This window comes from Streptomyces rectiverticillatus (assembly GCF_013394065.1).
Lineage (GTDB): Bacteria > Actinomycetota > Actinomycetes > Streptomycetales > Streptomycetaceae > Streptomyces > Streptomyces rectiverticillatus.
The window spans coordinates 657,068-683,238 of the sequence record NZ_CP040752.1 but is presented as its reverse complement, the minus strand read 5'-3'; the positions used below and the strand labels follow the sequence as shown (position 1 = coordinate 683,238).

6 protein-coding genes are annotated in these 26,171 nt (G+C 76.2%); all 6 read left to right on the top strand.

What is annotated here, in order from left to right:
- Window positions 1-36 precede the first annotated feature (36 nt).
- The 6 genes from FGW37_RS02595 to FGW37_RS02575 all read left to right on the top strand — a co-directional run bounded on the left by FGW37_RS02595 (window position 37) and on the right by FGW37_RS02575 (window position 26,108).
- Window positions 37-1,575 (top strand): AMP-binding protein, encoded by a 1,539-nt coding sequence (locus FGW37_RS02595; protein ID WP_246430229.1) that lies wholly within the window; start codon window positions 37-39, stop codon window positions 1,573-1,575.
- On the top strand, window positions 1,572-2,813 hold the full coding sequence (locus FGW37_RS02590; protein ID WP_179079555.1) for a type III PLP-dependent enzyme domain-containing protein: 1,242 nt from the start codon (window positions 1,572-1,574) through the stop codon (window positions 2,811-2,813). The genes FGW37_RS02595 and FGW37_RS02590 overlap by 4 nt, the downstream gene beginning before the upstream one ends.
- On the top strand, window positions 2,810-3,295 hold the full coding sequence (locus tag FGW37_RS33115; protein ID WP_246430228.1) for a cobalamin B12-binding domain-containing protein: 486 nt from the start codon (window positions 2,810-2,812) through the stop codon (window positions 3,293-3,295). The genes FGW37_RS02590 and FGW37_RS33115 overlap by 4 nt, the downstream gene beginning before the upstream one ends.
- Window positions 3,292-4,590 (top strand): methylaspartate mutase, encoded by a 1,299-nt coding sequence (locus tag FGW37_RS02585; protein ID WP_246430227.1) that lies wholly within the window; start codon window positions 3,292-3,294, stop codon window positions 4,588-4,590. Before FGW37_RS33115 ends, FGW37_RS02585 begins: the two co-directional genes overlap by 4 nt.
- 82 nt (window positions 4,591-4,672) lie before the next feature.
- Window positions 4,673-15,562 carry a type I polyketide synthase gene (locus FGW37_RS02580; protein ID WP_179079553.1) on the top strand — a complete coding sequence of 3,630 codons (10,890 nt, stop codon included), beginning with the start codon at window positions 4,673-4,675 and terminating at the stop codon, window positions 15,560-15,562.
- A complete protein-coding gene (locus tag FGW37_RS02575; RefSeq protein WP_425506629.1) occupies window positions 15,522-26,108 on the top strand; it encodes an SDR family NAD(P)-dependent oxidoreductase in 10,587 nt (3,528 codons plus the stop codon). The genes FGW37_RS02580 and FGW37_RS02575 overlap by 41 nt, the downstream gene beginning before the upstream one ends.
- The last annotated feature ends 63 nt before the right edge of the window (window positions 26,109-26,171 follow it).

The following is a 26,171-nucleotide window of genomic DNA, read 5'->3' as shown; positions in this document are numbered from 1 at the left end:
GCAGGAGGGCTCTCATGAAAGGTCATACGGGGCGCAGTGAACCGTAATTCGACATCGGATACCCGTCCGCCCGCGCTGGTCCACGCGCTGCTGGACGAGGCCACGGCGGACACCGCCCCCGACGCCACGGCGGTCGGCGACGGAGCCGGGCGCTGGACGTACCGGGAGCTCACCGCGTACAGCCACGCGGTCGACGCCTGGCTGGAATCCCGGGGCATCGGCCCCGGCGACCGGGTGCTCGTGCAGATGCCCAGCACCCGCGAACTGGTCGCCCTGTTCTACGGGACCTCACGGCGCGGCGCGGTGTTCGTGTCGCTGAACCCGGGGATGAAGGACTTCCACCTCCGCTCGGTGCTCACCAACGCCGGGCCCCGCCTGGTGATCGCGGCCGACGCGGCCGCGGCGCGGATCGCGGAGTTCTCCCCGGTCCCGGTCGTCGGTGCGGCGGAGTTCTGGAGCGAAGTCGCCGCCCTGCACGAGCGGGGAGCGCGAGCCTCGGGCCCGGTCGAGGTGTCCGCCGAGGACATCGCGGCGCTGGTGTACACCTCCGGCAGCACCGCCGCGCCGAAGGCGGTCATCTGCCCGCACGGGCCCATGCTCTTCGCCTCGCACGCGATCCACCTCGAACTCGGCTACCGCCCCGACGACGTGGTGTTCTGCCGCTTCCCGATCTCCTGGGACTACGGGCTGTACAAGATCCTCCTGGCCGCCCTCGGCCGGTCCGAGCTGGTGCTCGCCGACGGCGAGTCGGACCTGGTGCTGCTCAAGCGGATCCGGGAGTCGGGGGCGACGGTGGTGCCCATCGTGCCGTCCCTCGCCACCATGATCCTGACCCTGGCCGAGCGCGAGCCCGCGCCGGAGGGGACCTCCCGGGTGCGGATGTTCACCAACACCGGGGCCGCGCTGCCGAGGCCGACGGCCGACGCCCTGCGCGCGGCGTTCCCCGGCGCCGAGGTGATACGCCAGTTCGGCCAGACCGAGTGCAAGCGCATCTCCGTCCTGCCGCCGGCGTTCGAGGACAGCAAGCGCGATTCCGTCGGCCGGCCCCTGCCGGGCACGAGGGTGTTCATCCTCGGCGAGGACGGAGCAGAGCTCCCCACCGGCGGGACGGGCGAGATCGTGGTCGAGGGCCCGCACGTGATGCCCGGGTACTGGCGCGCGCCGGAGCTCACCGCCCGCACCTTCCGGGAGAACCCGGTCACCGGTGCCCGGCGGCTGCACACCGGCGACTACGGGCACGTGGACGAGGACGGCTTCCTCTACTACGAGGGCCGCCGCGACGACGTGTTCAAGCGCAAGGGCGTGCGCATGAGCACCACCGAGATCGAGGCCGCCACGATGGACATCCCCGGCGTCCGCGCCGCCGCGGTCCTGCCGCCCGGCGGGGACCGCGACCTCGCGGTGTGCGTCGAGGGCGACGTGGCCTCGCACACCGTCCTGCGCGAGCTGGCCCGCCGGCTGGAGCCCGCCAAGGTCCCCGCCCTCTGCAAGGTCGTCGCGGACCTGCCCCTGACCCTGCACGGAAAGCACGAGCGCAAGCAGCTCGCACTGCTGTTTGAAGGGAACGACCGGTGACCGGTTACACCGAGCTCGCCGAGCGCTTCGGTACCCCCGCCTACGTCTACGACCTCGACCGCATCGCGGCGGCCAAGCGCGACCTCTTCGCCGCCCTGCCCGAGGAGGCCCACCTCTTCTACGCCGTGAAGGCGAACCCGCACCCGGAGCTCGTCCGCGAGATGTGCGCCGGCACCGGGCGCGGCTGCCGGGCGGAGATCAGCTCCGTCGGCGAGCTCGCCGCCGTGCTCGCCGCGGGGGCCTGCGCGGCGGACGTCCTCTACACCGGGCCCGGCAAGACCGAGGGCGAACTGACCGAGGCGCTGGAGCGGGGCGTGCGGCTGTTCTCCGTCGAGTCGCCCGGCGACCTGCGGCGCACCGGGGAGGCCGCCGGCCGGCTCGGCGTCGTCGCCGACTGCCTGCTGCGGGTCAACAGCGCCTCGGCGAGCGCCTCGACCAGCATCCGGATGACCGGCGTCCCCTCCCAGTTCGGCTTCGACAGCGAGACGCTGCCCGGCCTCCGGGACGAGCTCACCGGCGTGCCCGGGACCCGGATCGCCGGCGCCCACTTCTTCCCGCTCAGCAACGCCAAGGACGAGGCGAGCCTGATCGCCGAGTTCCGCCACACCATCGGGGTGGCCGCGGGGCTGCAGGAAGAGCTGGGCGTGCGGTTCCGGCTCGTGGACATCGGCGGCGGCTTCGCGGCCCCGTACGCCGTGGCCGGCGACCGGCCGGTGTACGGCGAGCTGCGCGCCGCCCTGGCGCAGACGCTGGACGCGCACTTCCCCGGGTGGCGCGAGGGCGCCCCGCGCATCGCCTTCGAGTCCGGGCGCTACCTCGTGGGCGACAGCGGCACGCTGCTCGCCGGGGTGGTCAACCTCAAGGAGAGCCGCGGCCGGCGCTTCGCGATCCTGGACGGCGGCATCAACACTTTCGGCGGCATGTCCGGCCTCGGGCGGATCCTGCCGGTGTCCGTGGAGCTCCACGGGCCGCAGGCGCCGGCCGAACAGGTCGCCAGCCTCGTCGGCCCGCTGTGCACCCCCGGGGACGTCCTCGGCCGTGACATCCCGCTGCCGGCGCTCGCGCCCGGGGACGTCGTCGCCGTCCCCAACGCCGGTGCCTACGGCCCCACCGCCAGCCTGCTGATGTTCCTGGGCAGACCGGCCCCGGTCGAGATCGTCGTGCGCGGCGACGACGTCGTATCGGCCTCCCGGATCGAGCACACCCGCGCGTACGCGTACGGCCGGGGGGAGCGATGAGCACCCCGGCCGCGACGGGGGCGGGGGCGGTACCGGCCGGGAACGGGGCCCCGGCCCGGCGGGACGCCACCGTCGTCGTCACGGGCGTGACCTCCGACTCGCACACCTGGAACCTGGTCTTCCTGCAACTGCTCCTGGAGGAGCTCGGCTTCGGCGTCGTCAACCTCGGCCCCTGCGCGCCCGAGGAGCTCGTCGTCTCCGAATGCCTCGCCCGCCGGCCCGCGCTGCTCGTGGTGAGCAGCGTCAACGGCCACGGCTACCGGGACGGGATGCGGCTGATCAGCCGGCTGCGCAGACAGCCGGGCCTGAGCGCCGTGCCGGCGGTCATCGGCGGCAAGCTGGGGATCGCCGGGGCCCAGAGCGCCGAGCAGCTCGGCGCCCTGGTCACCGCCGGGTACGACGCCGTCTTCGACGACGGCGCCGAGGGGATCGCCTCCTTCCGGCGGCTGCTCGACGCGCTCCCGCAGCGGGCACTGGCGTGACCGGGTTCGGCGCGTTCGTCCGCCGGGCACGCGCCGGCGGCGAACTCGTCGTGCAGCCCAGGATGGGCATGAGCGAACCCGAGCGGATGCGCGCCGGCCTGCGGGCCACCCGGGCGGCGAACGGGCGGACGGTCGGCACCATCACCCTGGACAGCTACACCCGTGTCCGGGACCTGGAGTCCGCCGGACTCGCCCTCCTGGAGGGCGAGTCGCTCAACGGCTACCCGATCGTCAACCACGACCCGGCCACCACGCGATGGGTCCTGGACGGCTCCCACGGACCGGACTTCCCCGTTCAGGTCCGGCACGGCTCGGCCGACCCCGTCGACATCTTCCGGGCGCTGATGACCGTCGGACTCGACGCCTCCGAGGGCGGCCCCGTCTCGTACTGCCTGCCCTACGGGCGCATTCCGCTGCAGGAGTCCGTGGACAACTGGTCGCGCTCCTGCGAGCTGTTCGCCCGGCTGCGGGAGACCGGCCTGGAGCCGCACCTGGAGACGTTCGGCGGGTGCATGCTCGGACAGCTCTGCCCGCCGAGCCAGCTGGTGGCGATCAGCGTGCTGGAAGCCCTGTTCTTCCACCGGCACGGCCTGCGCAGCATCTCCGTCAGCTACGCCCAGCAGACGAGCCCGGCGCAGGACGCCGAAGCCGTCGCGGCGCTGCGCCGGCTGTGCGCGGAACTGCTGCCGGACACCGACTGGCACGTCGTCATCTACGCCTACATGGGCCTCTACCCGGCCTCGCCGGACGGTGCCCGCCGGCTGCTGGGCGAGGCGGCGGAGCTCGCCGCCGCGACCGGATCCGAACGCCTGATCGTGAAGACCGTCGCCGAATCCGTACGGATTCCGACGGTCGAGGAGAACGTCAGCGCGCTCGAATTCGCGGCGGCCACCGCGGCCGGAACCCGGCGGCCCGTCACCGCCGCCGGTACGGGCGCCGATTCACAGACGTATGCCGAAGCCGCCGCCCTCGTGGCCGCCGTACTCAATATGGCGTCCGATCCCGGCGAGGCCCTGCTGCTGGCATTCCGCAGGGGATATCTCGACATCCCCTATTGCCTGCACCCCGACAATGCGGGGCGCAGCAGGAGTTACATCGACGGAAAAGGACGGCTCCGCTGGGCGGACACCGGCAGGCTGCCGCTGTCCGGCGTGGTGGAAACGCGCGGGTCCCGCACCGTCACCTCCGGCGATCTGCTGGATTCCCTGTCCTACGTGCGCCGGAAGTTCGACTACGAGCAGGTGTCCGGCACACCGGGCAGGGGAGCGATCGGCCCCGGGGCGCACACGTCCTAGGGGTGCGTAAGGGTGTGGCCCTTGCCGGGGTCTCACTACTGTCAACAGGAAAACGGTTTCGGCCGAAAGTGGAGATGCGCGGATGAACGAGTCCAGTTCCGATTCAGCACTGGCCCGGCTGCTGGCCACCACCGCGCCGTCGGAACACCGCAGGGTGGTCCTCGATCTCGTGCACGCCCACGCGTCGGCGGCCCTGCGGGCGGCCCGGCCCGACGCTCCGGCAACCCTGGACCTCACGCTCCCCTTCGCCGAGCTGGGCTTCGACTCGCTGGCGGCGGTCGACCTGCACCGCAGGCTGAGTGCGGAGACCGGCCTCGACCTGCCGGTCACGCTCGCCTACGAGCACCCGACCCCCGTCGCCCTCGCCGAACGGCTGCTGGCCGGGGCCCTGGGCGACGCCGCGGCCCGGCCCGCGCCGGTCCCTGCGGTCGCTGCGGCCGGGCCCGCCGACGAGCCCGTCGCCGTCGTGGGGATCGGCTGCCGCTTCCCGGGCGGAATCGACTCGCCGGAGGAGCTGTGGCGGCTGCTGGCCGACGGCGGCGAGGTGCTGTCCGGCTTCCCCGAGGACCGCGGCTGGGACCTGGAGAACCTCTTCGACGACGACCCCGAGGCGCCGGGCCGCAGCTATGTGCGCGCCGGCGGGTTCCTGGACACCGCCACCGGGTTCGACGCGGACTTCTTCGGGATCAGCCCGCGCGAGGCCCCGGCGATGGACCCCCAGCAGCGGCTGGTGCTGGAGACCGCGTGGGAGGCGCTGGAGCGCGCCGGCATCGACCCGACGGGCCTGCGCGGCAGCGCGGCCGGCATGTTCTTCGGCGCCGAGGTGCAGGAGTACGGCCCGCGCCTGCACGACGCGCCCGACGGCCTCGACGCCTATCTGCTGACCGGCAACGCCCCGAGCGTCATCTCCGGCCGCGTCGCCTACGTCCTCGGCACGCAGGGGCCGGCCGTCACCGTCGACACCGCCTGCTCGGCCTCCCTCGTGGCCATCCACCTGGCCTGCCAGTCCCTGCGGCAGGGCGAGTCCTCGCTGGCGCTCGCCGGCGGCGTCGCCGTGATGGGCGGACCCGGCGTCTTCACCGCGTTCAGCCGCCAGCGCGGCCTGGCGCGCGACGGCCGGTGCAAGGCCTTCGCGGCCGCGGCCGACGGCACCGGATTCGCCGAGGGCGCCGGCGTCCTCGTCCTCGAACGGCTCTCCGACGCCCGGCGCAACGGCCACCGCGTGCTCGCCGTCGTCCGCGGCTCGGCCGTCAACCAGGACGGCGCCAGCAACGGCCTCACCGCGCCCAGCGGCGCCGCCCAGCAGCGCCTCATCCGCCAGGCCCTGGCCAACTCCGGGCTGACCGCGGCCGACGTCGACGCCGTCGACGCGCACGGCACGGGCACCACGCTCGGCGACCCCATCGAGGCCCACGCACTCCTCGCGACCTACGGGCAGGAGCGCGGCGGCGGCGAACCGCTGCTGCTCGGCTCGGTGAAATCGAACCTGGGCCACACCCAGGGCGCCGCCGGCGTCGCCGGGGTGATCAAGATGGTCCTCGCCATGCGCCACGGCCATCTGCCGCGCACCCTGCACGTCGACGCACCCAGCCCGCACATCGACTGGTCGTCGGGGGCCGTGGAGCTGCTCACCGAGGGCCGGCCCTGGCCCGAGACGGGCCGCCCGCGCCGCGCCGGCATCTCGTCGTTCGGCGTCAGCGGCACCAACGCGCACCTCATCGTCGAGCACCCCGAGAAGGACGCGGCGGAGGCGGAGCCGGCCGGCCGCGCGCCCGCGGACGCGGGCGCCCCCGGCGTGCTGCCCTTCCTGCTGTCGGCCCGCGGAGAACAGGCCCTGCGCGCCCAGGCGTCCGCGCTGCTGCCCCTCGCCGCCGAGGCGCCCCTGGCCGACCTCGCCCTCTCCCTGGCCACCACGCGCGCCGCCCTCCCGCACCGCGCCGCGATCGTCACCGGCGACCGCGCCGAACTGCAGGCCGCCTTGGCCGCCCTCGCCTCCGGCACCGCCCCCACCGCCGTGGCCGGGCCCGGCGGGCTCGCGTTCCTCTTCACCGGCCAGGGCAGCCAGCGCCTCGCGATGGGACGCGGCCTGGCCGGGGCCTTCCCGGCCTTCGCCGAGGCGCTCGACGAGGTCTGCGCCCACCTCGACATGCAGCTCCAACCACCCCTGAGCGACGTGCTGTTCGCGGACGCGGACACGCCGGAGGCCGCACGGCTGCACGACACGGAATACGCCCAGCCCGCACTCTTCGCCGTCGAGGTCGCGCTGTTCCGGCTCCTGGAGAGCTGGGGCGTGCGGCCCGGCTACCTCGCCGGGCACTCGGTCGGCGAGCTCGCCGCCGCCCACGTGGCCGGGGTGCTGACGCTGGAGGACGCGGCGATCCTCGTGGCCGCACGCGGCCGCCTCATGCAGGAACTCCCCGCCGGCGGCGCCATGGTCGCGGTGCAGGCCGCCGAAGCCGACGTGAGCCCCCTGCTCACCCCGCGTACGGGCATCGCCGCCGTCAACGGCCCCGCGTCCGTGGTGATATCCGGCGACGGGGACGAGATCGCCCGCATCGCCGAAGCCCTCGCCGAGCGGGGCCACCGCACCAAGCGCCTGCAGGTCAGCCACGCCTTCCACTCACCACTGATGGAGCCGGTGCTGGCGGAGTTCCGCCGCATCGCCCAGGTGCTGACCTACGCCGAGCCGCGGATCCCCGTCGTCTCGACCGTCACCGGCGCCCTCACCACCGGCGAACTGTGCAGCCCCGACTACTGGGTCGAACACGTCCGCGCCCAGGTGCGCTTCCACGACGCCGTGCGCGGCCTGGAGGAAGCCGGAGTCCGTACCTTCCTGGAGCTCGGGCCCGACGGCGTGCTCAGCGCGATGGCCGAGGAGTGCGCCGAGGGCACCGGCCTCGCCTTCGCCCCGCTGATGCGCCGCGACCGCCCCGAGGAGCACGAGGCCGTGTCGGCGCTCGCCCTGGCCCACGGGCGCGGCGTGCACGTCGACTGGGCGCGCTTCCACGCCGGCCGCGGCGGCCGGCGGATCGACCTGCCCACCTACCGCTTCCAGCGCAAGCGGTTCTGGCTGGAGCCGGGTTCGGCCGGTGCGGACGCCACCGGCCTCGGACAGCTTCCCGCCGGCCACCCGCTGCTGGGCGCCGTCGTCGCCGTCGGCGCCGGCGAAGTGGTGCTGACCGGCCGCCTCTCGCTCCGTACCCACCCCTGGCTGGCCGACCACGTCATCTCCGGCCGCGTGCTCTTCCCCGGCACGGCGTTCGTGGAACTGGCCCTGCGCGCGGGCGACCACGCCGGCGCGGGCACCCTCGAAGAGCTGACCCTCGGAGCCCCGCTGGAGCTGCCCGCCGACGGGGGAGTGGCGGTACAGGTCGCCGTCGGCGAGCCCGACGCATCGGGGCGCTATCCGCTGACCGTCCACTCCCGGCCCGACGGCGCCGAACCCGGCGCGTGGACCCGGCACGCCACCGGCGTCCTCGTCGTCGCCGCCGCGCCGCCCGAGGCCCCCCTCGACGCCTGGCCGCCGGAGGACGCCGAACCCGTCGGCCTCGACGGCGTCTACGCGGACCTGGCCGCCCAGGGCTACGGATACGGCCCGGCCTTCCAGGGCCTGCGCGCGGCCTGGCGGCACGGCGACGACATCTGCGCCGAGGTCGCCCTGGACCCGGCGACGGCGGCCGACGCGGCGGGCTTCGGACTGCACCCCGCCCTGCTCGACGCGGCCCTGCACGCCGCGGACCTCGGGGAGCAGGCCCGCCCGGAGGTGCTCGTCCCGTTCGCCTGGAGCGAGGTCCGCCTGCACGCGGTCGGCGCTTCGGCGGTGCGGGTCCGGATCTCCCGCGACGGCAAGGACAGGCTCTCCCTCCGGCTCGCCGACGCCACCGGGGCCCCCGTCGCCACCATCGGCGGCCTGACCTCACGCCCGGTGCCGGACGCCGAACCGCTCTACGCGATACGGCCGGTGCGTACGGCCCGGCCCGCGCAGGCCCCGCCGCTGAGCACGGCCGCGTTCGGCGACATGCCGGACGGCGTACGGTCCGGGCCGGTGCCGGACGTGGTCGTGTACCGGGCCGGGGAGCACGACGGCGACTTCGCGACCGCAGGGCGGGCCGCCGCCGGAGCCGCCCTGCGCGCCCTGCAGTCCTGGCTGTCCGACGACCGCCTCGCCGCCGCGCGCCTGGTCGTCGTCACCTCCGCGGGACCGGCCCACGCGCCCGTCCGCGGCCTGGTGCGCTCGGCCCAGGCGGAGAACCCGGGCCGCTTCGTCCTGCTGGAGCACGACGGCCCGCACTCCGCACCCTCCGACGCCGACCTGAGCGCCGCCCTCGCCACCGGAGAGCCCGAACTCACCCTCTCCGGCGGGGAACTGCGCGTCCCCCGGCTGACCGCCGTGCAGCCGGCACGCGGCGCCGCACCGGACTGGGGCACCGTGCTGATCACCGGCGGTACGGGCGGCCTCGGCGGCATCCTGGCCGGGCATCTGGTGCGCACCCACGGCGTCCGCAGCCTGGTGCTGGCCGGCAGGAGGGGCTCCGCGCCCGCGCTGGAGGCCGAACTCACCGCGCTGGGCGCCGACGTGACCACCGTGGCCTGCGACATGGGCGACCGCGCCGCCGTCGAGCGGCTCCTCGCCGCCCACCCCGTCGACTCGGTCGTCCACGCCGCGGGCACCGTGCACGACGGCGTGATCGGCTCGCTCACCGACGAGCTGCTCGCCGAGGTGTTCCGGGCCAAGGCGGAGGGGGCCTGGCACCTGCACGAGCTCACCCGCGGCCGGGACCTGAAGGCGTTCGTCCTCTTCTCCTCCCTGGCCGCCGTGCTCGACGGCGCCGGACAGGGCAACTACGCGGCGGCCAACGCCTTCCTCGACGCCCTCGCCGACCACCGCGCCTCCCTCGGGCTGCCCGTCACCGCACTGTCGTGGGGCCTGTGGGCGGCAGACGCCGGGATGGGCGCCCACCTCGACGCGACGGCACTGGCCCGCATCGCGCAGTACGGACTGCCCGGGCTGAGCGCCGAGCGGTCCCTGCGCCTGTTCGACGCCGCCGTCCGCTCCGGCGAACCCCGGCTCGTCCCCGCCGAGGTCGACGCCGCCGCCGTACGAGCCCGGCCGGGCGGCATACCCCCGCTGCTCAGCGGTCTGGTACGCCCCCTGCCCCGGCGGGCCGCCGCGGCTCAGGCACCCGCCCCGCCCGCCCCCGGCGGCGCACTGGCCGCGCTGCCGGCCGCCGAGCGGGACCGCACGCTGCTGGAGCTCGTCCGCACCGAGGTCGCGGCCGTCCTGCGGCACGACGGCGCCGCCGCCGTCGACCCGGCCAGGGCCTTCACCGAGACCGGCTTCGACTCGCTGTCGGCCGTCGAACTCCGCAACCGGCTGAACACGGCGACCGGTCTGCGCCTGCCCGCCACCCTCGTCTTCGACTACCCCACCCCGGCGATCCTGGCCGACCACATCCGCGAGACGCTCTTCGGCACCGCACCGGACGCCCCGCCGCAGCCCGCGCAGCCGCCCGCCGCCGCGGACGAGCCCATCGCCATCGTCGGCATGAGCTGCCGCTACCCCGGCGGCGTGCGCTCGCCCGAGGAGCTGTGGCAGCTGGTCGCCGACGGCGTCGACGGCATCGCGGCCTTCCCCGAGGACCGCGGCTGGGACGCCGAGGAGCTCTACGACCCCGAGCCGGGCACGCCCGGGAAGACGTACGCCCGCGAGGGCGGCTTCCTCTACGACGCCGCCGACTTCGACGCCGAATTCTTCGGCATCAGCCCGCGCGAGGCCGTCGCCATGGACCCCCAGCAGCGCCTGCTGCTGGAGGTGTCCTGGGAGGCGCTGGAACGGGCCGGCATCGACCCGGCGGCCGTCCGCGGCTCCCGCACCGGCGTGTTCGCCGGCGTGATGTACCACGACTACGGCAGTTGGCTGACCGACGTGCCCGAGGACGTCGCCGCGTACTTCGGCAACGGCAACCTCGGCAGCGTCGTCTCCGGCCGGGTCGCCTACGCGCTCGGCCTGGAGGGACCGGCGGTCACGGTCGACACGGCCTGCTCGTCCTCACTGGTCACCTTGCACCTCGCGGCGCAGGCCCTGCGGCAGGGCGAGTGCTCCCTGGCCCTGGCCGGCGGGGTGACCGTCATGTCGACCCCCGACACGTTCGTGGACTTCAGCAGGCAGCGCGGCCTGGCCGCCGACGGCCGCTGCAAGTCCTTCGCGGCCGCGGCCGACGGCACCGGCTGGGGCGAGGGCGCCGGCGTCCTGGTGGTGGAGCGGCTCTCCGACGCCCGGCGCAACGGCCACCGCGTCCTGGCCGTCCTCAAGGGCAGCGCGATCAACTCCGACGGCGCCTCCAACGGCCTGACCGCCCCCAACGGGCCGTCCCAGCAGCGGGTGATCCGCGCCGCCCTGTCCGGCGCGGGGCTGACCGCCGCCGACGTCGACGCGGTCGAGGCGCACGGCACCGGCACCACCCTCGGCGACCCGATCGAGGCCCAGGCCCTGCTCGCCACGTACGGGCAGGACCGGCCGGCGGACCGGCCGCTGTGGCTCGGCTCGGTCAAGTCGAACATCGGTCACACCCAGGCGGCGGCCGGCGTCGCCGGTGTGATCAAGATGGTGATGGCGATGCGTCACGGGGTGCTGCCCCGGACGCTGCACGTGGACGCACCCTCGGACCAGGTGGACTGGTCGGCCGGCGCGGTGGACCTGCTCACCGAGGCACGGCCGTGGGAGCGGGACGGCCGCCCGCGCCGGGCCGGGGTGTCCTCGTTCGGCATCAGCGGCACCAACGCCCACGTGATCCTGGAGGAGGCCGCGCCCGAAGCGGCGGGCTCCGACGAGGAGATCCCCGCTCCGGCGCTCGTGGCGCTGCCCGTCTCGGCCCGCGGCACCGCCGCCCTGCGCGAGCAGGCCGCGCGGCTGCTGCCCCTGACGGGCACCGAGGCGACCGAAGCGACCGAAGTGGCCGACCTGGGCCTGGCGCTGGTGACGGCCCGTACCGCGCACCGGGACCGCGCGGTGATCCTGGCGGCCGACCGCGCCGAGGCCGAGGCCGGACTCGCCGCGCTCGCGCAGGGGACGTCCGCGCCGGGCCTGGTCACCGGCTCGGTCACCGAGGGCGGGCTGGCGTTCCTGTTCTCCGGCCAGGGCTCGCAGCGGCCCGGCATGGGCCGCGAGCTGTACGAGGCCTTCCCCGTCTTCGCCGAGCACTTCGACCGGGCCGCCGCCCTGCTGGACAAGTCGCTGGAACGGCCGCTGGCCGAGGTCCTGTTCGGCGAGCACGCCGGGCCCGCCGCCCGCGACGACCGCGCCGCGCTGCTGGAGCGGACGGCCTGCACCCAGGCCGCCCTGTTCGCCACCGAGGTGGCGCTGTTCCGCCTGCTGGAGTCCTTCGGGCTGCGCCCGGACTGGCTGGCGGGCCACTCCGTCGGCGAGTTCGCGGCCGCGCACGTCGCGGGGGTCTGGTCGCTGGAGGACGCGGTGGCGGCCGTCTCGGCGCGCGGCCGGCTGATGCAGGCGCTGCCCGAGGGCGGCGCGATGGTCGCGGTGCGGGCGGCGGAGGACGAGGTGGCGCCCTTGCTGGACGAGCGGATGAGCATCGCCGCCGTCAACGGGCCGCGTTCGGTCGTGGTCTCCGGTGACGCCGGCGCGGTCCTCGCTCTCGCGGAGGGCTTCGACAGGTCCAAGCGGCTGCGGGTCTCCCACGCCTTCCACTCGCCGCACATGGACGCCATGCTGGCGGAGTTCGGCGAGGTCATGGCCGGGCTCCCCGCCGCCGAGCCGGTCATCCCGCTCGTCTCGACGCTGACCGGCCGCCCGGCCACCGGAGCGGAGCTGTGCTCCCCGGAGTACTGGGTCCGGCACGTGCGGGAGACCGTGCGCTTCGCGGACGCCGTCGCCGCCCTGGAGGCGCAAGGCGTCACCACCTTCCTGGAGCTGGGCCCCGACGCGGTGCTCGCCGCGATGGGCCGGGACTGCACCGACGACGCCGAGTTCGTGGCGGTCTCCCGCAAGGGCCGGCCCGAGGTGCGCGAACTGCTCGGCGCCCTGGCCCGGGTCCACACGCGCGGCGCCGGCGTCGACTGGTCCGTGCTCCACGGCGGCCGCACCGGGCGGCCGGTCGACCTCCCCACGTACGCCTTCCAGCACCGGCGCTTCTGGCTCGACGCCCCCGTGCGCAAGGGCGACGCGGGCGGGCTCGGCCAGACCCCGCTCGACCACCCGCTGGTCGGCGCGGAGATCCGGATGGCCGCCTCCGACGGCGTCATGCTGACCGGGCGGCTCTCCCTCGCCACCCACCCCACGCTCGCCGAACACGCCGTCCTCGGCACCGTGCTGCTGCCCGGGGCCGCACTGGTCGACCTCGCCGTCCGCGCAGGCGACCTGACGGGGCGTCCCGTCCTGGCAGAGCTCACGCTCGAAGCGCCCCTGGTCATTCCGCGGCGCGGAGGCGTACAGCTCCAGGTGGTGGCCCAGGACGGCACCGCGGAGATCTTCTCGCGGCCCGAGGGCGCCGCGCCCGGCGCAGGCTGGACCAGGAACGCGACCGCGCTCCTCACCGACCGGGGCGGACCGCAGCCGCAGTCCCTAGCCGAGTGGCCGCCGCCGGGCGCCGCCCCGGTCGACACCGCCGGGCTCTACGACCGCCTGCAGGCCGACGGCTTCGCCTACGGGCCCGTCTTCCGCGGCGTCCGGGCCGTCTGGCGCCGCGGCGAGGAACTCTTCGCCGAACTCGCGCTCCCCGCCCCGGCCAGGGCCGAGGCCGCCGCCTACGGCCTGCACCCCGCGCTCCTCGACGCGGCCCTGCACGTCACCTCGCTCTTCGACGACGGGAGCGCGGAGGACGGCGGCCGGGTGCGGCTCCCCTTCGCCTGGGAGGACGTCGCCCTGCACGCCACCGGCGCCTCGGCGGCCCGCGTCCGGCTCTCCCGCACCGGCGGCGGGGGCGACGCGGCGGCCGGGAGCGTACGGATCGAGCTGGCGGACCCGTCCGGCCGGCCGCTCGCGTCCATCGGGTCCTACGCGACCCGGCCCGTCGCGGCCGGCCGCCTGACCACGGGCCACGACGCGCTGTTCGCCGTGGAGCAGGTGCCGCTGCCGCTGCCGCAGGCGCCCGCCGGGAGCGGAAGCGACCGCCGGTTCGCGGTGCTGGGCAGCGACGACCTCGGGCTCGGCCTGCCCACGTCCCCGGACCTCGCCTCGCTCGGCGCCACCGTGCCCGACGTGGTCCTCCTCCCCGTACGGCCGGACGCCGGCGATGTGCCCGCGGCTGTACGGTCGGCCCTGCACGGCGTGCTCGGCGTCCTCCAGGAGTGGTCGGCGGACGAGCGGTTCGCCGCGGCGAAGCTCGTCGTGCTGAGCGGGGCCGGACTCGCCGGAGCGCCCGTACGCGGCCTGGTCCGTGCGGCGCAGGCCGAGGACCCGGGCCGGATCGTCCTCGCCGGCACCGGCGACGGGCCGCCGTCCCTGACCGCCCTGGCCGCCGCCCTCGACGCGGGGGAGCCCGAAGTCGTGCTGCGCGACGGCGGGGTGCTGGTGCCGCGGCTGGCCAGGGCCGGCGCTGCGAACGGCGCTGCGGACGGCCCTCCCGGTGACCGGGACGGCGCCCCGGAGTGGGGCACCACGCTGATCACCGGCGGCACCGGAGGCCTCGGCGCGCTGGTGGCCCGGCACCTCGTGCAGCGCCACGGGGTCCGCCGCCTGGTCCTCGCCGGGCGCCGCGGCCCGGACGCCCCGGGGGCGCGGCAGCTGCAGGAGGAGCTGACCGGACTCGGCGCGCAGGCCCACGTGGTCGCCTGCGACGTCGCGGACCGGGCCGCCCTCGCCGCCCTGCTCGCCGAGCACCCCGTCCGCAGTGTCGTGCACACCGCGGGCGTCCTGGACGACGGCCTGATCGGCTCGCTGACGCCCGCGCGGATCGACACGGTGCTCGCACCCAAGGCCGACGCCGCGTGGCACCTGCACGAGCTGACCCAGGGGCAAGACCTCGCGAACTTCGTGCTGTTCTCCTCGGCGGCCGGCACGCTCGACGCCACCGGCCAGGGCAACTACGCGGCCGCCAACGTGTTCCTCGACGCGCTCGCCGCCCACCGCAGGGCCGCCGGGCTGCCCGCCGTCTCCCTGGCCTGGGGCCTGTGGGACCAGCCCGGGGGCATGGGCGGGCAGCTCGGTGCGGCGGACCGGCAGCGCATCGCCCGGGCCGGCATCGGCGCCCTCGATCCCGCCGACGGGCTCGCGCTCCTCGACGCCGCCCTCCTGTCCGGCGCCGCGACGCTCGTACCCGTCAAGCTGGACCTCGCGGCACTGCGCCGGCGGGCCGACGACGTGCCCGCCGTCCTGCGCGGCCTCGCCGCCGCCCCGCCCCGGCGCCAGGCGAGCGGGCAGAGCGGGGAGAGCGGCGCGGCGGAGGCCGGCGGGGCGCCGCTCGCCCGCCGGCTGGAGACCCTGCCCACCGCCGACCACGACCACGCGGTCCTGGAGGCGGTGCGCACCGAAGTCGCCGCCGTGCTCGGCCACGACGGCGCGGCGTCGGTCGAACCCAAGCGCGCCTTCACCGAGCTGGGCTTCGACTCGCTCGCCGCCGTGGAACTGCGCAACAAGCTCAACGCGGTGAGCGGGCTGCGGCTCCCCTCCACGATGATCTTCGACTACGCCACCCCGGCGGCGCTGGCGGGCCACCTGCTCACCCGGCTCGTACCGGAGCGGCCGGAGGCTAGCGCGGCACCGGCCGGCGACGCCGAGGACGCGCGCCTGCGTGACCTGCTGGCGAGCATCCCACCGGCCCGGATCCGCGAAGCCGGCCTGCTGGATTCCCTGCTGGAGCTGTCCGGACCGGACCCCGCTGCCCGCCCCGCCCCGGACCCCGCCCCGGGCCCGGACGACGACGCCGCGGCCGCGGCCGCCCGGAGCCTGTCGGACATCAAGAGCATGAACATCGCCGATCTCGTGCGGACCGCACTCGACCGCAGCGACGCCAAGTAATCAGGGAGCGACACCTACCGTGGACACATCCGTCGAGCAGATCGTCGAGGCGCTGCGCGAGTCACTGCTGGAGAACGAGCGGCTGCGCCGGCAGAACGCCCGGATCACGGCAGCGGCCTCGGAACCCGTGGCGATCGTGGCGATGAGCTGCCGCTACCCCGGCGGCGTGGGCTCGCCCGAACAGCTGTGGCGCCTCGTCGACGAGGGCACCGACGCCATCGGGGACTTCCCGGCCGACCGCGGCTGGGACGTCGAAGGGCTCTACGACCCGGACCCGGACACCCCCGGCAAGACCCACGTGCGCGAGGGCGGATTCCTCTACGGGGCCGCCGGGTTCGACGCGGCGTTCTTCGGGATCTCGCCGCGCGAGGCCATCGCGATGGACCCGCAGCAGCGGCTGCTCCTGGAGACCTCCTGGGAGGCCTTCGAGCGGGCGGGCATCGACCCGCACACCGTCCGGGGGAGCCGGACCGGCGTCTTCGCCGGCGTCATGTACCACGACTACGGCAGCTGGCTGACGGACGTGCCCGAGGGCGTCGAGGGCTACCTCGGCAACGGAAACCTCGGCAGCGTCGCCTCCGGCCGGGTCTCGTACACCCTCGGCCTGGAGGGCCCCGCGGTCACCGTGGACACGGCCTGCTCGTCGTCGCTGGTCGCCCTGCACCTCGCGGTCCGGGCGCTGCGCACGGGGGAGTGCTCCCTGGCGCTGGCGGGCGGGGTGACGGTGATGTCGACCCCCGACACGTTCGTGGACTTCAGCCGCCAGCGCGGGCTCTCCCTGGACGGCCGCTGCAAGTCGTTCGCGGCCGGTGCCGACGGTACGGGCTGGGGCGAGGGCGCGGGCATCCTGCTCCTGGAGCGGCTCTCCGACGCCCGGCGGAACGGGCACCCGGTCCTCGCCGTCGTCCGGGGCAGCGCCATCAACCAGGACGGCGCCTCCAACGGGCTGACCGCGCCCAACGGCCCGTCCCAGCAGCGCGTCATCCGCCAGGCCCTGGCCGACGCCGAGCTGCGCCCCGACGAGGTGCACGCCGTCGAAGCCCACGGCACCGGCACGCCCCTGGGCGACCCCATCGAGGCGCAGGCCCTGCTCGCCACGTACGGACAGGACCGCGAACAGCCCCTGTGGCTGGGCTCGGTCAAGTCGAACATCGGGCACACCCAGGCCGCGGCCGGCGTCGCCGGCATCATCAAGATGGTCATGGCCATGCGCCACGGCAGGCTGCCGAAGACGCTGCACGCCGACGAGCCCACGCCCCAGGTCGACTGGGACTCCGGCGCCGTCGAACTGCTCGCCGAGGCCCGCGCATGGCCCGGCACCGACGGCCCCCGCCGGGCGGGCGTCTCCTCGTTCGGCATCAGCGGCACCAACGCCCACGTGATCCTGGAAGGCGTCCCCGGGCCCGAACGGCCCGGCGCGGTGGCCGAGCTCACCGGGCCCGTCCCGCTGGTCCTCTCCGGCCAGGGCGAGCAGGGACCGGCCGCCCAGGCCCGGCAGCTGCTCGCCCACCTCACCGGCGGCAGCGGGGAAGGCGGGGAAGGCCCGGCCGCGGCCCCGCTCCCCGACGTCGCCCACACGCTGGCGACCTCGCGAGCCGCGCTGGACCACCGCGCCGTGGTGATCGGCGACGACCGCGAGAGCCTGCTCGCCGGACTGGCGGCCCTCGCCGACGGGACCACCGCCTCCCAGGTCGTCCAGGGCCGGCGGGCGAGCGAGTCCCGGATCGCCTTCGTCTTCCCCGGACAGGGCTCGCAGTGGCCCGGCATGGCCGCCGAACTCCTCGACGCCTCCCCGGTGTTCGCCGCCGGGATGGCCGAGTGCGCCGAGGCCCTCGCCCCCTTCACCGACTGGGACCTGCTGGACACCGTGCGCGACGCGGCGCCCCTGGAGCGCGTGGACGTCGTCCAGCCCGCCCTCTGGGCGGTCATGGTGTCGCTCGCCGGGCTGTGGCGCTCGTACGGCATCCGCCCCGCCGCCGTCATCGGGCACTCCCAGGGTGAGATCGCCGCCGCGTGCGTCGCCGGGGCGCTCTCCCTCGCCGACGGCGCCCGCGTCGTGGCCCTGCGCAGCCGGGCCATCGCCGACGAGCTCTCCGCCCGCGGCGGCATGCTGTCGGTCGCGCTGCCCGAGGAGCGGATCGGGGAGCGGCTCGCCGCCTACGACGGCAGGATCTCGGTGGCCGCCGTCAACGGGGCCGCCTCCGTGGTCCTCTCCGGCGACACCGGCGCCCTCGACGCGCTGGAGGAGCTGCTCAAAGCCGACGACGTCCGCGTCAAGCGGCTGCCCGTCGACTACGCCTCCCACTCCGCGCAGGTCGAGACGATCCGCGAGCGGCTGCTGACCGAACTGGCCCCCGTCAGCCCGCGCTCCGCGGACGTGCCGTTCTACTCCACCGTCACCGGGGCCCTGTTCGACACCGCCGGGCTCGACGCCGAGTACTGGTACACGAACCTGCGCCGGACCGTACTTTTCGAGCCCACGACCCGGGTGCTGCTGGCCGGCGGCTACGGCGTCTTCGCCGAGTGCAGCCCGCACCCCGTGCTCCTGCACAGCATCGAGGAGACCGCCGACGCCGCCGGCGCGGACATCACCGGCCTCGGCTCGCTGCGCCGCGACGAGGGCGGCCCGGCCCGCTGGCTGGCGTCGCTGGCCGAAGCGTTCGTGCACGGCGTCCCCGTCGACTGGCGGCCCGCCTTCGACGGCATGCCCGTCCGCCCGGCCGACCTTCCGACGTACGCCTTCCAGCGCGAGCGGTTCTGGCTCGGCCGCTCGACCGCCGCCGGCGACGTGGCCGCGGCCGGGCTCGCGGCCACGGGCCACCCGCTGCTCGGTGCCGCGGTCACCGTCGCCGACGGCGGAGGCATGCTCTTCACCGGCCGGCTCTCCACCGCCACCGCGCCCTGGCTCGCCGACCACGCCGTCGGGGAGACGGCCCTGCTGCCCGGCACGGCGTTCGTGGAGCTCGCGATCGCGGCGGGCGACGAGCTCGGCTGCGGCCGGGTGAGCGAGCTGACGCTGGAGGCGCCGCTGCTGCTGCCCGCACGGGGAGCCGTCCAGGTCCAGGTCCGCGTCGGCGACGCCGACGGGGCGGGACAGCGCCCCGTGACCGTGCACTCCCGGCCGGAGGACGGCGATGCCGGCTGGACCCGTCACGCCTCCGGCCTGCTCGAACCCGACGCCGCGGACGCCGGGTTCGACCTCGCCGCCTGGCCGCCCGCCGGCGCGCAGCCGGTCGCCGTCGACGACCTCTACGACCGGCTGGCCGGACAGGGCTACCACTACGGCCCCGCCTTCCAGGGGCTCCGCGCGGCCTGGCGGCGCGGCGAGGAGACCTTCGCCGAGATCGAACTGCCCGTGGAGGCCGAGAGCTTCGGCCTCCACCCCGCCCTGTTCGACGCCGCCCTGCACGCCGCAGGACTCGGCGGACCGGAGGAAGGGACGGCCCGGCTGCCCTTCTCCTGGACCGGCGTCTCGCTGTACGCGGCCGGGGCCACCGCCCTGCGCGTACGGATCACCGGCACCGACGTCACGACGCTCCGGCTCGCCGACGCCACCGGGGCGCCCGTGGCCGCGGTCGACGGCCTGGTCTCCCGCACCGCCGACCCCGGCGCGCTCGCCGCGGCCGGCCGCTCCGACGACCTCTACCGCCTCGACTGGCCCGCCCTCCCCGCCGCCGGACCCGTCACCGCCGGCCACACCGTGCTCGGCGACGGCGGCCTCGACGCACTGGACGAGGTGCCCGCGTACGCCGTCCTCCCCGTGAGCGGAACCGGCGACCCCCTCGCCGCCACGCGCGAGGAGGCCGGGCGGGTGCTGGAGACCGTACGCCGGTGGCTCGCCGACGACCGCGCCGCCTCGTCCCGGCTGATCGTGCTCACCCGCGGCGCCGTGGCCGTCGGCGCCGAGGACGTCACCGACCTGGCCGCGGCCGCCGTCTGGGGCCTGGTCCGCGCGGCCCAGGCCGAGAACCCCGGCCGCCTCGTCCTGGTCGACGCGGACGCCGCGGCCACGCCCGGCGATGCGGCCGCCGCGGCCGAGACGTCCGGCGAACCCCAGCTCGCCCTCCGCGAGGGCAGGGCCCACGTGCCCAGGATGGCCAGGGCGGGCAGCGGCGCCGAGGACCTCGCACTCGACCCCGAGGGCACCGTCCTGATCACCGGGGGCACCGGTGTGCTCGGCGGCCTGATCGCCCGTCACCTGGTGACCGCGCACGGCGTGCGCCACCTGCTGATCGCCGGCCGCAGCGGCGTCCTGTCCGACGACCTCGCCGGCCTGGACGCGGACGTGACCGTGGCCCGGTGCGACGCCTCCGACCGGGACCGGCTCGCCGGCCTGCTCGCCGCGGTCCCCGCCGAACACCCGCTGACCGCGGTCGTCCACCTGGCGGGCGCCCTGGACGACGGCCTCGTCACCGGGCTCACCCCCGAACGGCTCGACGCCGTCCTGCGGCCCAAGGCCGACGCCGCCTGGCACCTGCACGAACTCACCGAGGGACTCGACCTCGCCGCCTTCGTGCTGTTCTCCTCGGCGGCCGGCACCGTCGACGGCGCGGGCCAGTCCGGCTACGCCGCCGCCAACGCCTTCCTCGACGGCCTGGCCCACCACCGCGCCGCCCGGGGCCTGCCCGCCGTCTCCCTGGCCTGGGGCTTCTGGGAACAGCGCACCGGCATGACCGCGCACCTCACGGACGCCGACGTCGAGCGCATGGCGCGCTCCGGAGTCCGGCCCCTGGCCACCGAGGACGGACTCGGGCTCTTCGACACCGCGCTGACCGCGGGCGAACCGCTGCTGCTGCCGGTCGGCCTCGACCTGCCCGCCCTCCGGCGCGCGGACCCGGTCCCGCCCGTGCTCCGCGGACTGGTCCGCGCCCCCGCCCGGCGCACCGCGGCGGCGAGCACCGCAGGCGGCGGTCTGCAGGACCGGCTGGCCGCCGCGGCGCCCGCCGAGCGCGACGCGCTGCTCCTCGAACTCGTCCGCACCCACGTCGCCGCCGTCCTCGGCCACGACGCGGACATGGTCCTCGACCCGCGCCGCGCCTTCCGCGAGACCGGCTTCGACTCGCTGACCGCGGTCGAACTGCGCAACCGCCTCTCCGGCGCGCTCGGCCTGAGGCTGCCCGCTACCCTCGTCTTCGACTACCCCGACGCCACCGCGTTGGTGGGCCACCTCAAGGCCGAACTGATCGGCCCCGACGCCCCGGACGCCGCCGCAGCCGTACCCGCCGCGGCGGCCGCCGGGACGGACGAGCCGATCGCGATCGTGGCCATGAGCTGCCGCTACCCCGGCGGCGTCACCACCCCCGAGGAGCTGTGGCGCCTGCTGGCCGATGGCGGGGACGGCATGTCGCCCTTCCCCGCCGACCGCGGCTGGGACCTCGACGGCCTCTACGACCCCGAGCCGGGCAAGGCCGGCCGGTGCAGCACCCGCGAGGGCGGATTCCTGCACGACGCCGCCGGCTTCGACCCGGACTTCTTCGGCATCTCGCCGCGCGAGGCCCTCGCGACCGACCCGCAGCAGCGGCTGCTGCTGGAGACCTCCTGGGAGGCCCTGGAGCGCGCGGGCATCGACCCGCACACGGTACGGGGCAGCCGCACCGGCGTCTTCACCGGCGTCATGTACCACGACTACGGCAGCAGGCTCACCAACGCCCCCGAGTCCGTACGGGACTACCTCGGCAACGGCAGCCTCGGCAGCGTCGCCTCCGGCCGGGTCGCCTACACCCTGGGCCTGGAGGGCCCGACCCTCACCGTGGACACCGCGTGCTCCTCGTCGCTGGTCGCCCTGCACCTGGCGGTCCAGGCCCTGCGGCAGGGGGAGTGCACCCTGGCCCTGGCCGGCGGCGTGTCCGTGATGTCCACCGTGGACACGTTCGTGGACTTCAGCAGGCAGCGGAACCTCGCCGGGGACGGCCGGGCCAAGTCCTTCGCGGACGGCGCCGACGGCACCGCCCTCTCCGAGGGCGCCGGCATGCTGCTCCTGGAGCGGCTGTCGGACGCGCGGCGCAACGGGCACGAGGTGCTGGCCGTCGTACGGGGCAGCGCCGTCAACCAGGACGGTGCGTCCAACGGCCTGACGGCCCCGAACGGCCCCTCCCAGCAGCGGGTGATCCGGCAGGCGCTGGAGAGCGCGGGGCTTTCGCCCGCCGACGTCGACGCGGTGGAGGCGCACGGCACCGGCACCACGCTCGGCGACCCGATCGAGGCCCAGGCGCTGCTCGCCACGTACGGACAGGACCGCGAACAGCCCCTGTGGCTGGGCTCCGTCAAGTCGAACATCGGCCACACCCAGGCCGCCGCCGGCGTGGCCGGTGTGATCAAGATGGTGCTGGCCATGCGCCACGGCGTCCTGCCCGCCACGCTCCACGTGGACGAGCCCTCGCGGCAGGTCGACTGGACGGCGGGCAGCGTCGAACTGCTGACGGAGGCGCGGGAGTGGCCGGAGGCCGCCGGGCGTCCGCGCCGGGCGGGCATCTCCTCGTTCGGCATCAGCGGCACCAACGCCCACACCATCATCGAGGCCCCGGCCCCGGCCGCGGAGCCCGGCGACGGTTCCGCGGAGGCCGCCGCGCCCGCGGCCGGGGCGCCCCTGCTGCCCGTCCTGCTGTCCGGGAACACCCCGGAAGCCCTCGCGGCACAGGCCGGGCGCCTGGCGGCCGTCCAGGACGCACCCCTGCCCGGCCTCGCCTTCTCCCTGGCCACCGGCCGGGCCGCCCTCGGCCACCGGGCCGCCGTGGTCGCCCGCGACCGGGACGAACTCGCCACGGGCCTCGCCGCGCTGGCGGCGGGCACCACAGCGCCGGGAGTGGTCCGTGGCAGGCCCGTCGCGGGCAAGGTCGCCTTCCTGTTCACCGGGCAGGGCGCCCAGCGCCCCGGGATGGGAGGGCAGCTGTACGCGCAGCACCCCGTGTTCCGGGCCGCGTTCGACGAGGCGTGCCGCCACTGCGACGCCCACCTCGACCGCCCGCTGCGCGAGGTGGTCCTCGCCGGGCCGGACAGCGCCGAAGCCGGCCTGCTCGACCGGACGGCGTACACCCAGAGCGCCCTGTTCGCCGTCGAGACCGCCCTGTTCAGGCTGCTGGAGTCCTGGGGGATCCGGCCGGACCTCCTCGCCGGGCACTCCGTCGGCGAGCTGACCGCGGCCCACGTCGCGGGCGTGCTCACCCTGGAGGACGCCGCCCGCCTGGTCGCGGCCAGGGGACGGCTCATGGAGGCGCTGCCCGCCGGCGGCGCGATGCTGGCCGTCGACGCGACGGAGGAGGAGGTGCGGGCGCACCTCGGCGACGGCGCCGGCATCGCCGCCGTCAACGGGCCCCGCGCCGTGGTCGTGTCCGGCGACGAGGACGCGGTGGCCGCCGTCGGCGCCGTCTTCGGCGACCGCAGGACCAAGCGGCTGCGGGTCAGCCACGCCTTCCACTCGCCGCGCATGGAGCCGATGCTCGGGGAGTTCGAGGAGGTCGCGCGGAGCCTGCGGTTCGCGCCGCCGTCCGTGCCCGTCGTCTCCGGCCTGACCGGCGTGCAGGCCACGGACGAGGAGCTGACCTCGCCCGGGTACTGGGTGCGCCACGCCCGCGAGGCCGTCCGGTTCGCCGACGGCATCCGCACCCTGGAAGCGGCGGGCGTCCGGACCTTCCTGGAGGTCGGGCCCGACGCGGTGCTCTCCACCATGGGCGCCCAGTGCGTGGACGACGCCGAGCGGTCACTGTTCGTCCCCGTGCTGCGCCGCGACCGGGAGGAGCCCGTCGCCCTGGCCACCGCCCTGGCGACGCTGCAGGTCCGCGGGGTGCCCCTCGACCGGGAGCGGGTCTTCGCCGCGGCCGGCGCCCGCCGGATCGACCTGCCCACGTACGCTTTCCAGCGGCAGCGGCTGTGGCTCGACGACGAGCCGGCCGCACCGGCCGGCGCCGGCGGGGTGGGGCAGACGCCCGCGGACCACCCCCTGCTGGGCGCGGAGATCCGGCTGGCCGACGGCGACGCCGTCGCGCTGACCGGACGGGTGTCCCTGGACACGCACCCCTGGCTGGCCGGCCACGCCGTCGCCGGAGTGGTCCTCCTGCCGGGCAGCGCCTTCGTCGAACTGGCCGTCCAGGCCGGGGACCGGACGGGCTGCGGCCTGGTCGAGGAACTCACCGTCGAGCGGCCGCTGGCGCTGCCCGCGCAGGGCGCGGTACAGCTCCAGGTGGTCGCCGGAGCCCCCGGCGCGACCGGGCGCAGGACGCTCACCGTCCACGCGCGCACCGAGGGCGCCGGGGAGGCCTGGGCCCGGCACGTCACCGGCGTCCTGGCCCCCGCCCCCGCGGCGGAGCCCGAGGCGCTCGGCGCCTGGCCGCCCGCGGGCGCCGTGCCCGTCGACCTGACCGGCACTTACGACCACCTCGCCGAGCAGGGCTACGGCTACGGCCCCCTGTTCCGGTGCCTGCGCACCGCCTGGCGGCTCGGCGAGGAGGTCTACGCGGAACTCGCCCTGCCGGAGGGCGCGCAGACGGCCGGCTTCGGGCTGCACCCGGCTCTGCTCGACTCGGCGCTGCACGCCATCGATCTGGTCGACGGCCAGGACCCGACGGTGATGACCCTGCCGTTCGCCTGGGAGGGTGTGTCGCTCCACGCGGCGGGCGCCTCGGCGGTGCGGCTGCGGCTCACCCCGTACGGCACCGAGCAGATGGGCCTGCACTTGTACGACGGCGCGGGCTCGCCGGTCGCAGCGGTGTCCTCGCTGCGCATCCGGCCGGTGACCGCGGAGCAGCTGAACGCGGCCGCCCCGGCGCCGGGAGACCTGTACGAACCGTCGTGGAAGCCGGTGCCGCTGCCCGCTGCGGCCGACTCTCTTCCCGAGACCGTGCTGTTCGCCCCGGAGCCCACGGCCGAGGACGCTCCGGCCGCCGCCCGGGAGACCCTGCACACGATGCTGGCCACGCTCCAGGAGCGCCTCGCCGACGAGTCCGCCGGCGACGCGCGGCTGGTGGTCGTCACCCGGGGAGCGGCCGACCTCGAGGGCGCACCCGGCCTCGCCCATGCCGCGATCCGCGGCCTCGTGCGGTCTGCTGCCGTCGAACACCCCGGCCGGCTCGCGCTCGTCGACCTCGACGACGACCCGGCCTCCCGGGCCGCCCTCCCCGCGGCGGTGGCCGCAGGAGAACCGGAGCTCGTCCTGCGCGCGGGCGAGGCGTACGTCCCCGGGCTGTCCCCGGCCGTCCGGGCGCCCGGTGCCGCCCCCGCCCTCACCGGGCCGGACCAGGACGGCACCGTGCTCGTCACGGGCGGCACCGGCAGCCTCGGGCGGCTGCTCGCCCGGCACCTGATCACCCGGCACAACGTCCGGCACCTGGTGCTGAGCAGCCGCGGCGGCGACCCGGGGGACCTCGGCGACCTCCGCGAGCTCGGTGCGACGGTGACCGTCGCCGCGTGCGACGCGGCCGACCGCGAGGCCCTGGCCGCGCTGCTCGCCGCGATACCGGAGGCACACCCGCTCACGGCCGTGGTGCACGCCGCCGGGGTGCTGGACGACGGCCTGCTCCCGGCGCTGACCCCGGACCGCCTCGACGCGGTCCTGCGGCCCAAGGCCGACGCGGCCTGGAACCTGCACGAGCTCACCCGGGACCTCGGGCTCACCTCCTTCGTGCTGTTCTCCTCCGCCGCTGCCGCCCTGGGAGCGGCGGGCCAGGCCAACTACGCCGCCGCCAACGCCTTCCTGGACGCCCTCGCGGCCCGGCGGCGCGCGGCCGGGCTGCCCGCCCTGTCCCTCGGCTGGGGCCTGTGGGACACCGCCTCGGGCATGGCGGGCTCGCTCGGCGAGGCCGAGCTGCGGCGGCTGGCCCGCGACGGCGTCGAGCCGCTGCCGGCCGACCGGGCGCTGGCCCTCTTCGACCGGGCCCTGACCGTGGACCGCGCGGTGCTCCTGCCGATGCGGGTGCGGCCCACCGAGGACGCGCCGCCGATGGTGCGGGCCCTCGCCGGCGCACCGGGCCGGCGGACCGCGCAGGCCGTACCCGCCGTCGCCGTCCCCGCCGGAGGGCGGCAGCAGACCGCCGCCCTCCCGCAGCGGATCGCGGAACTGTCGCCCGCGGAGAGCAGGAAGCTGCTGCTGGAGACGGTGTGCGGGCACGTCGCCGACGTGCTCGGGCACGAACGCGCCGACGCCGTCGACCCGGAGCGGGGCTTCGGCGAACTGGGCGTGGACTCGCTGTCCGCCCTGGAGCTGCGCAACCGCATCGGCGCGGACACCGGGCTGCGGCTGCCGGCGACCCTGACCTTCGACTACCCGACCCCCGCCGCCATCGCCGGGCACCTCTTCGGCGAACTGGCCGGGGACGCGGACGGAGCCGTGCCGGACGCCGAGGCCGAAGTGATGCGCCTCGACGCCCTGCTGGACGCCGCGGCCGTGGACGCGGAGCAGCGGGCGAGGGTCGCGGTCCGGCTGCGGGCCCTCACGGCGAAGTGGGCCGACGCAGGCCCCCGGGAGGAGGAGCGGGAGAGCGGGCCGGGGCTGGAGACGGCGACCGCGGACGAGCTGTTCGGCATCCTGGACGACGAGCTGGAGACGTACAACTGAGCGCGGCGGGGCGGGCCGGGAACCCCTCGGGACTCCCGGCCCGCCCGCCGCGGCGAGGTTCGC

Bases quoted from the DNA above. Each gene is read 5' to 3' on its own strand.
- FGW37_RS33115 (WP_246430228.1), top strand. From the start codon at position 2,810: ATGAGCACCCCGGCCGCGACGGGGGCGGGGGCGGTACCGGCCGGGAAC.
- FGW37_RS02580 (WP_179079553.1), top strand. From the start codon at position 4,673: ATGAACGAGTCCAGTTCCGATTCAGCACTGGCCCGGCTGCTGGCCACC.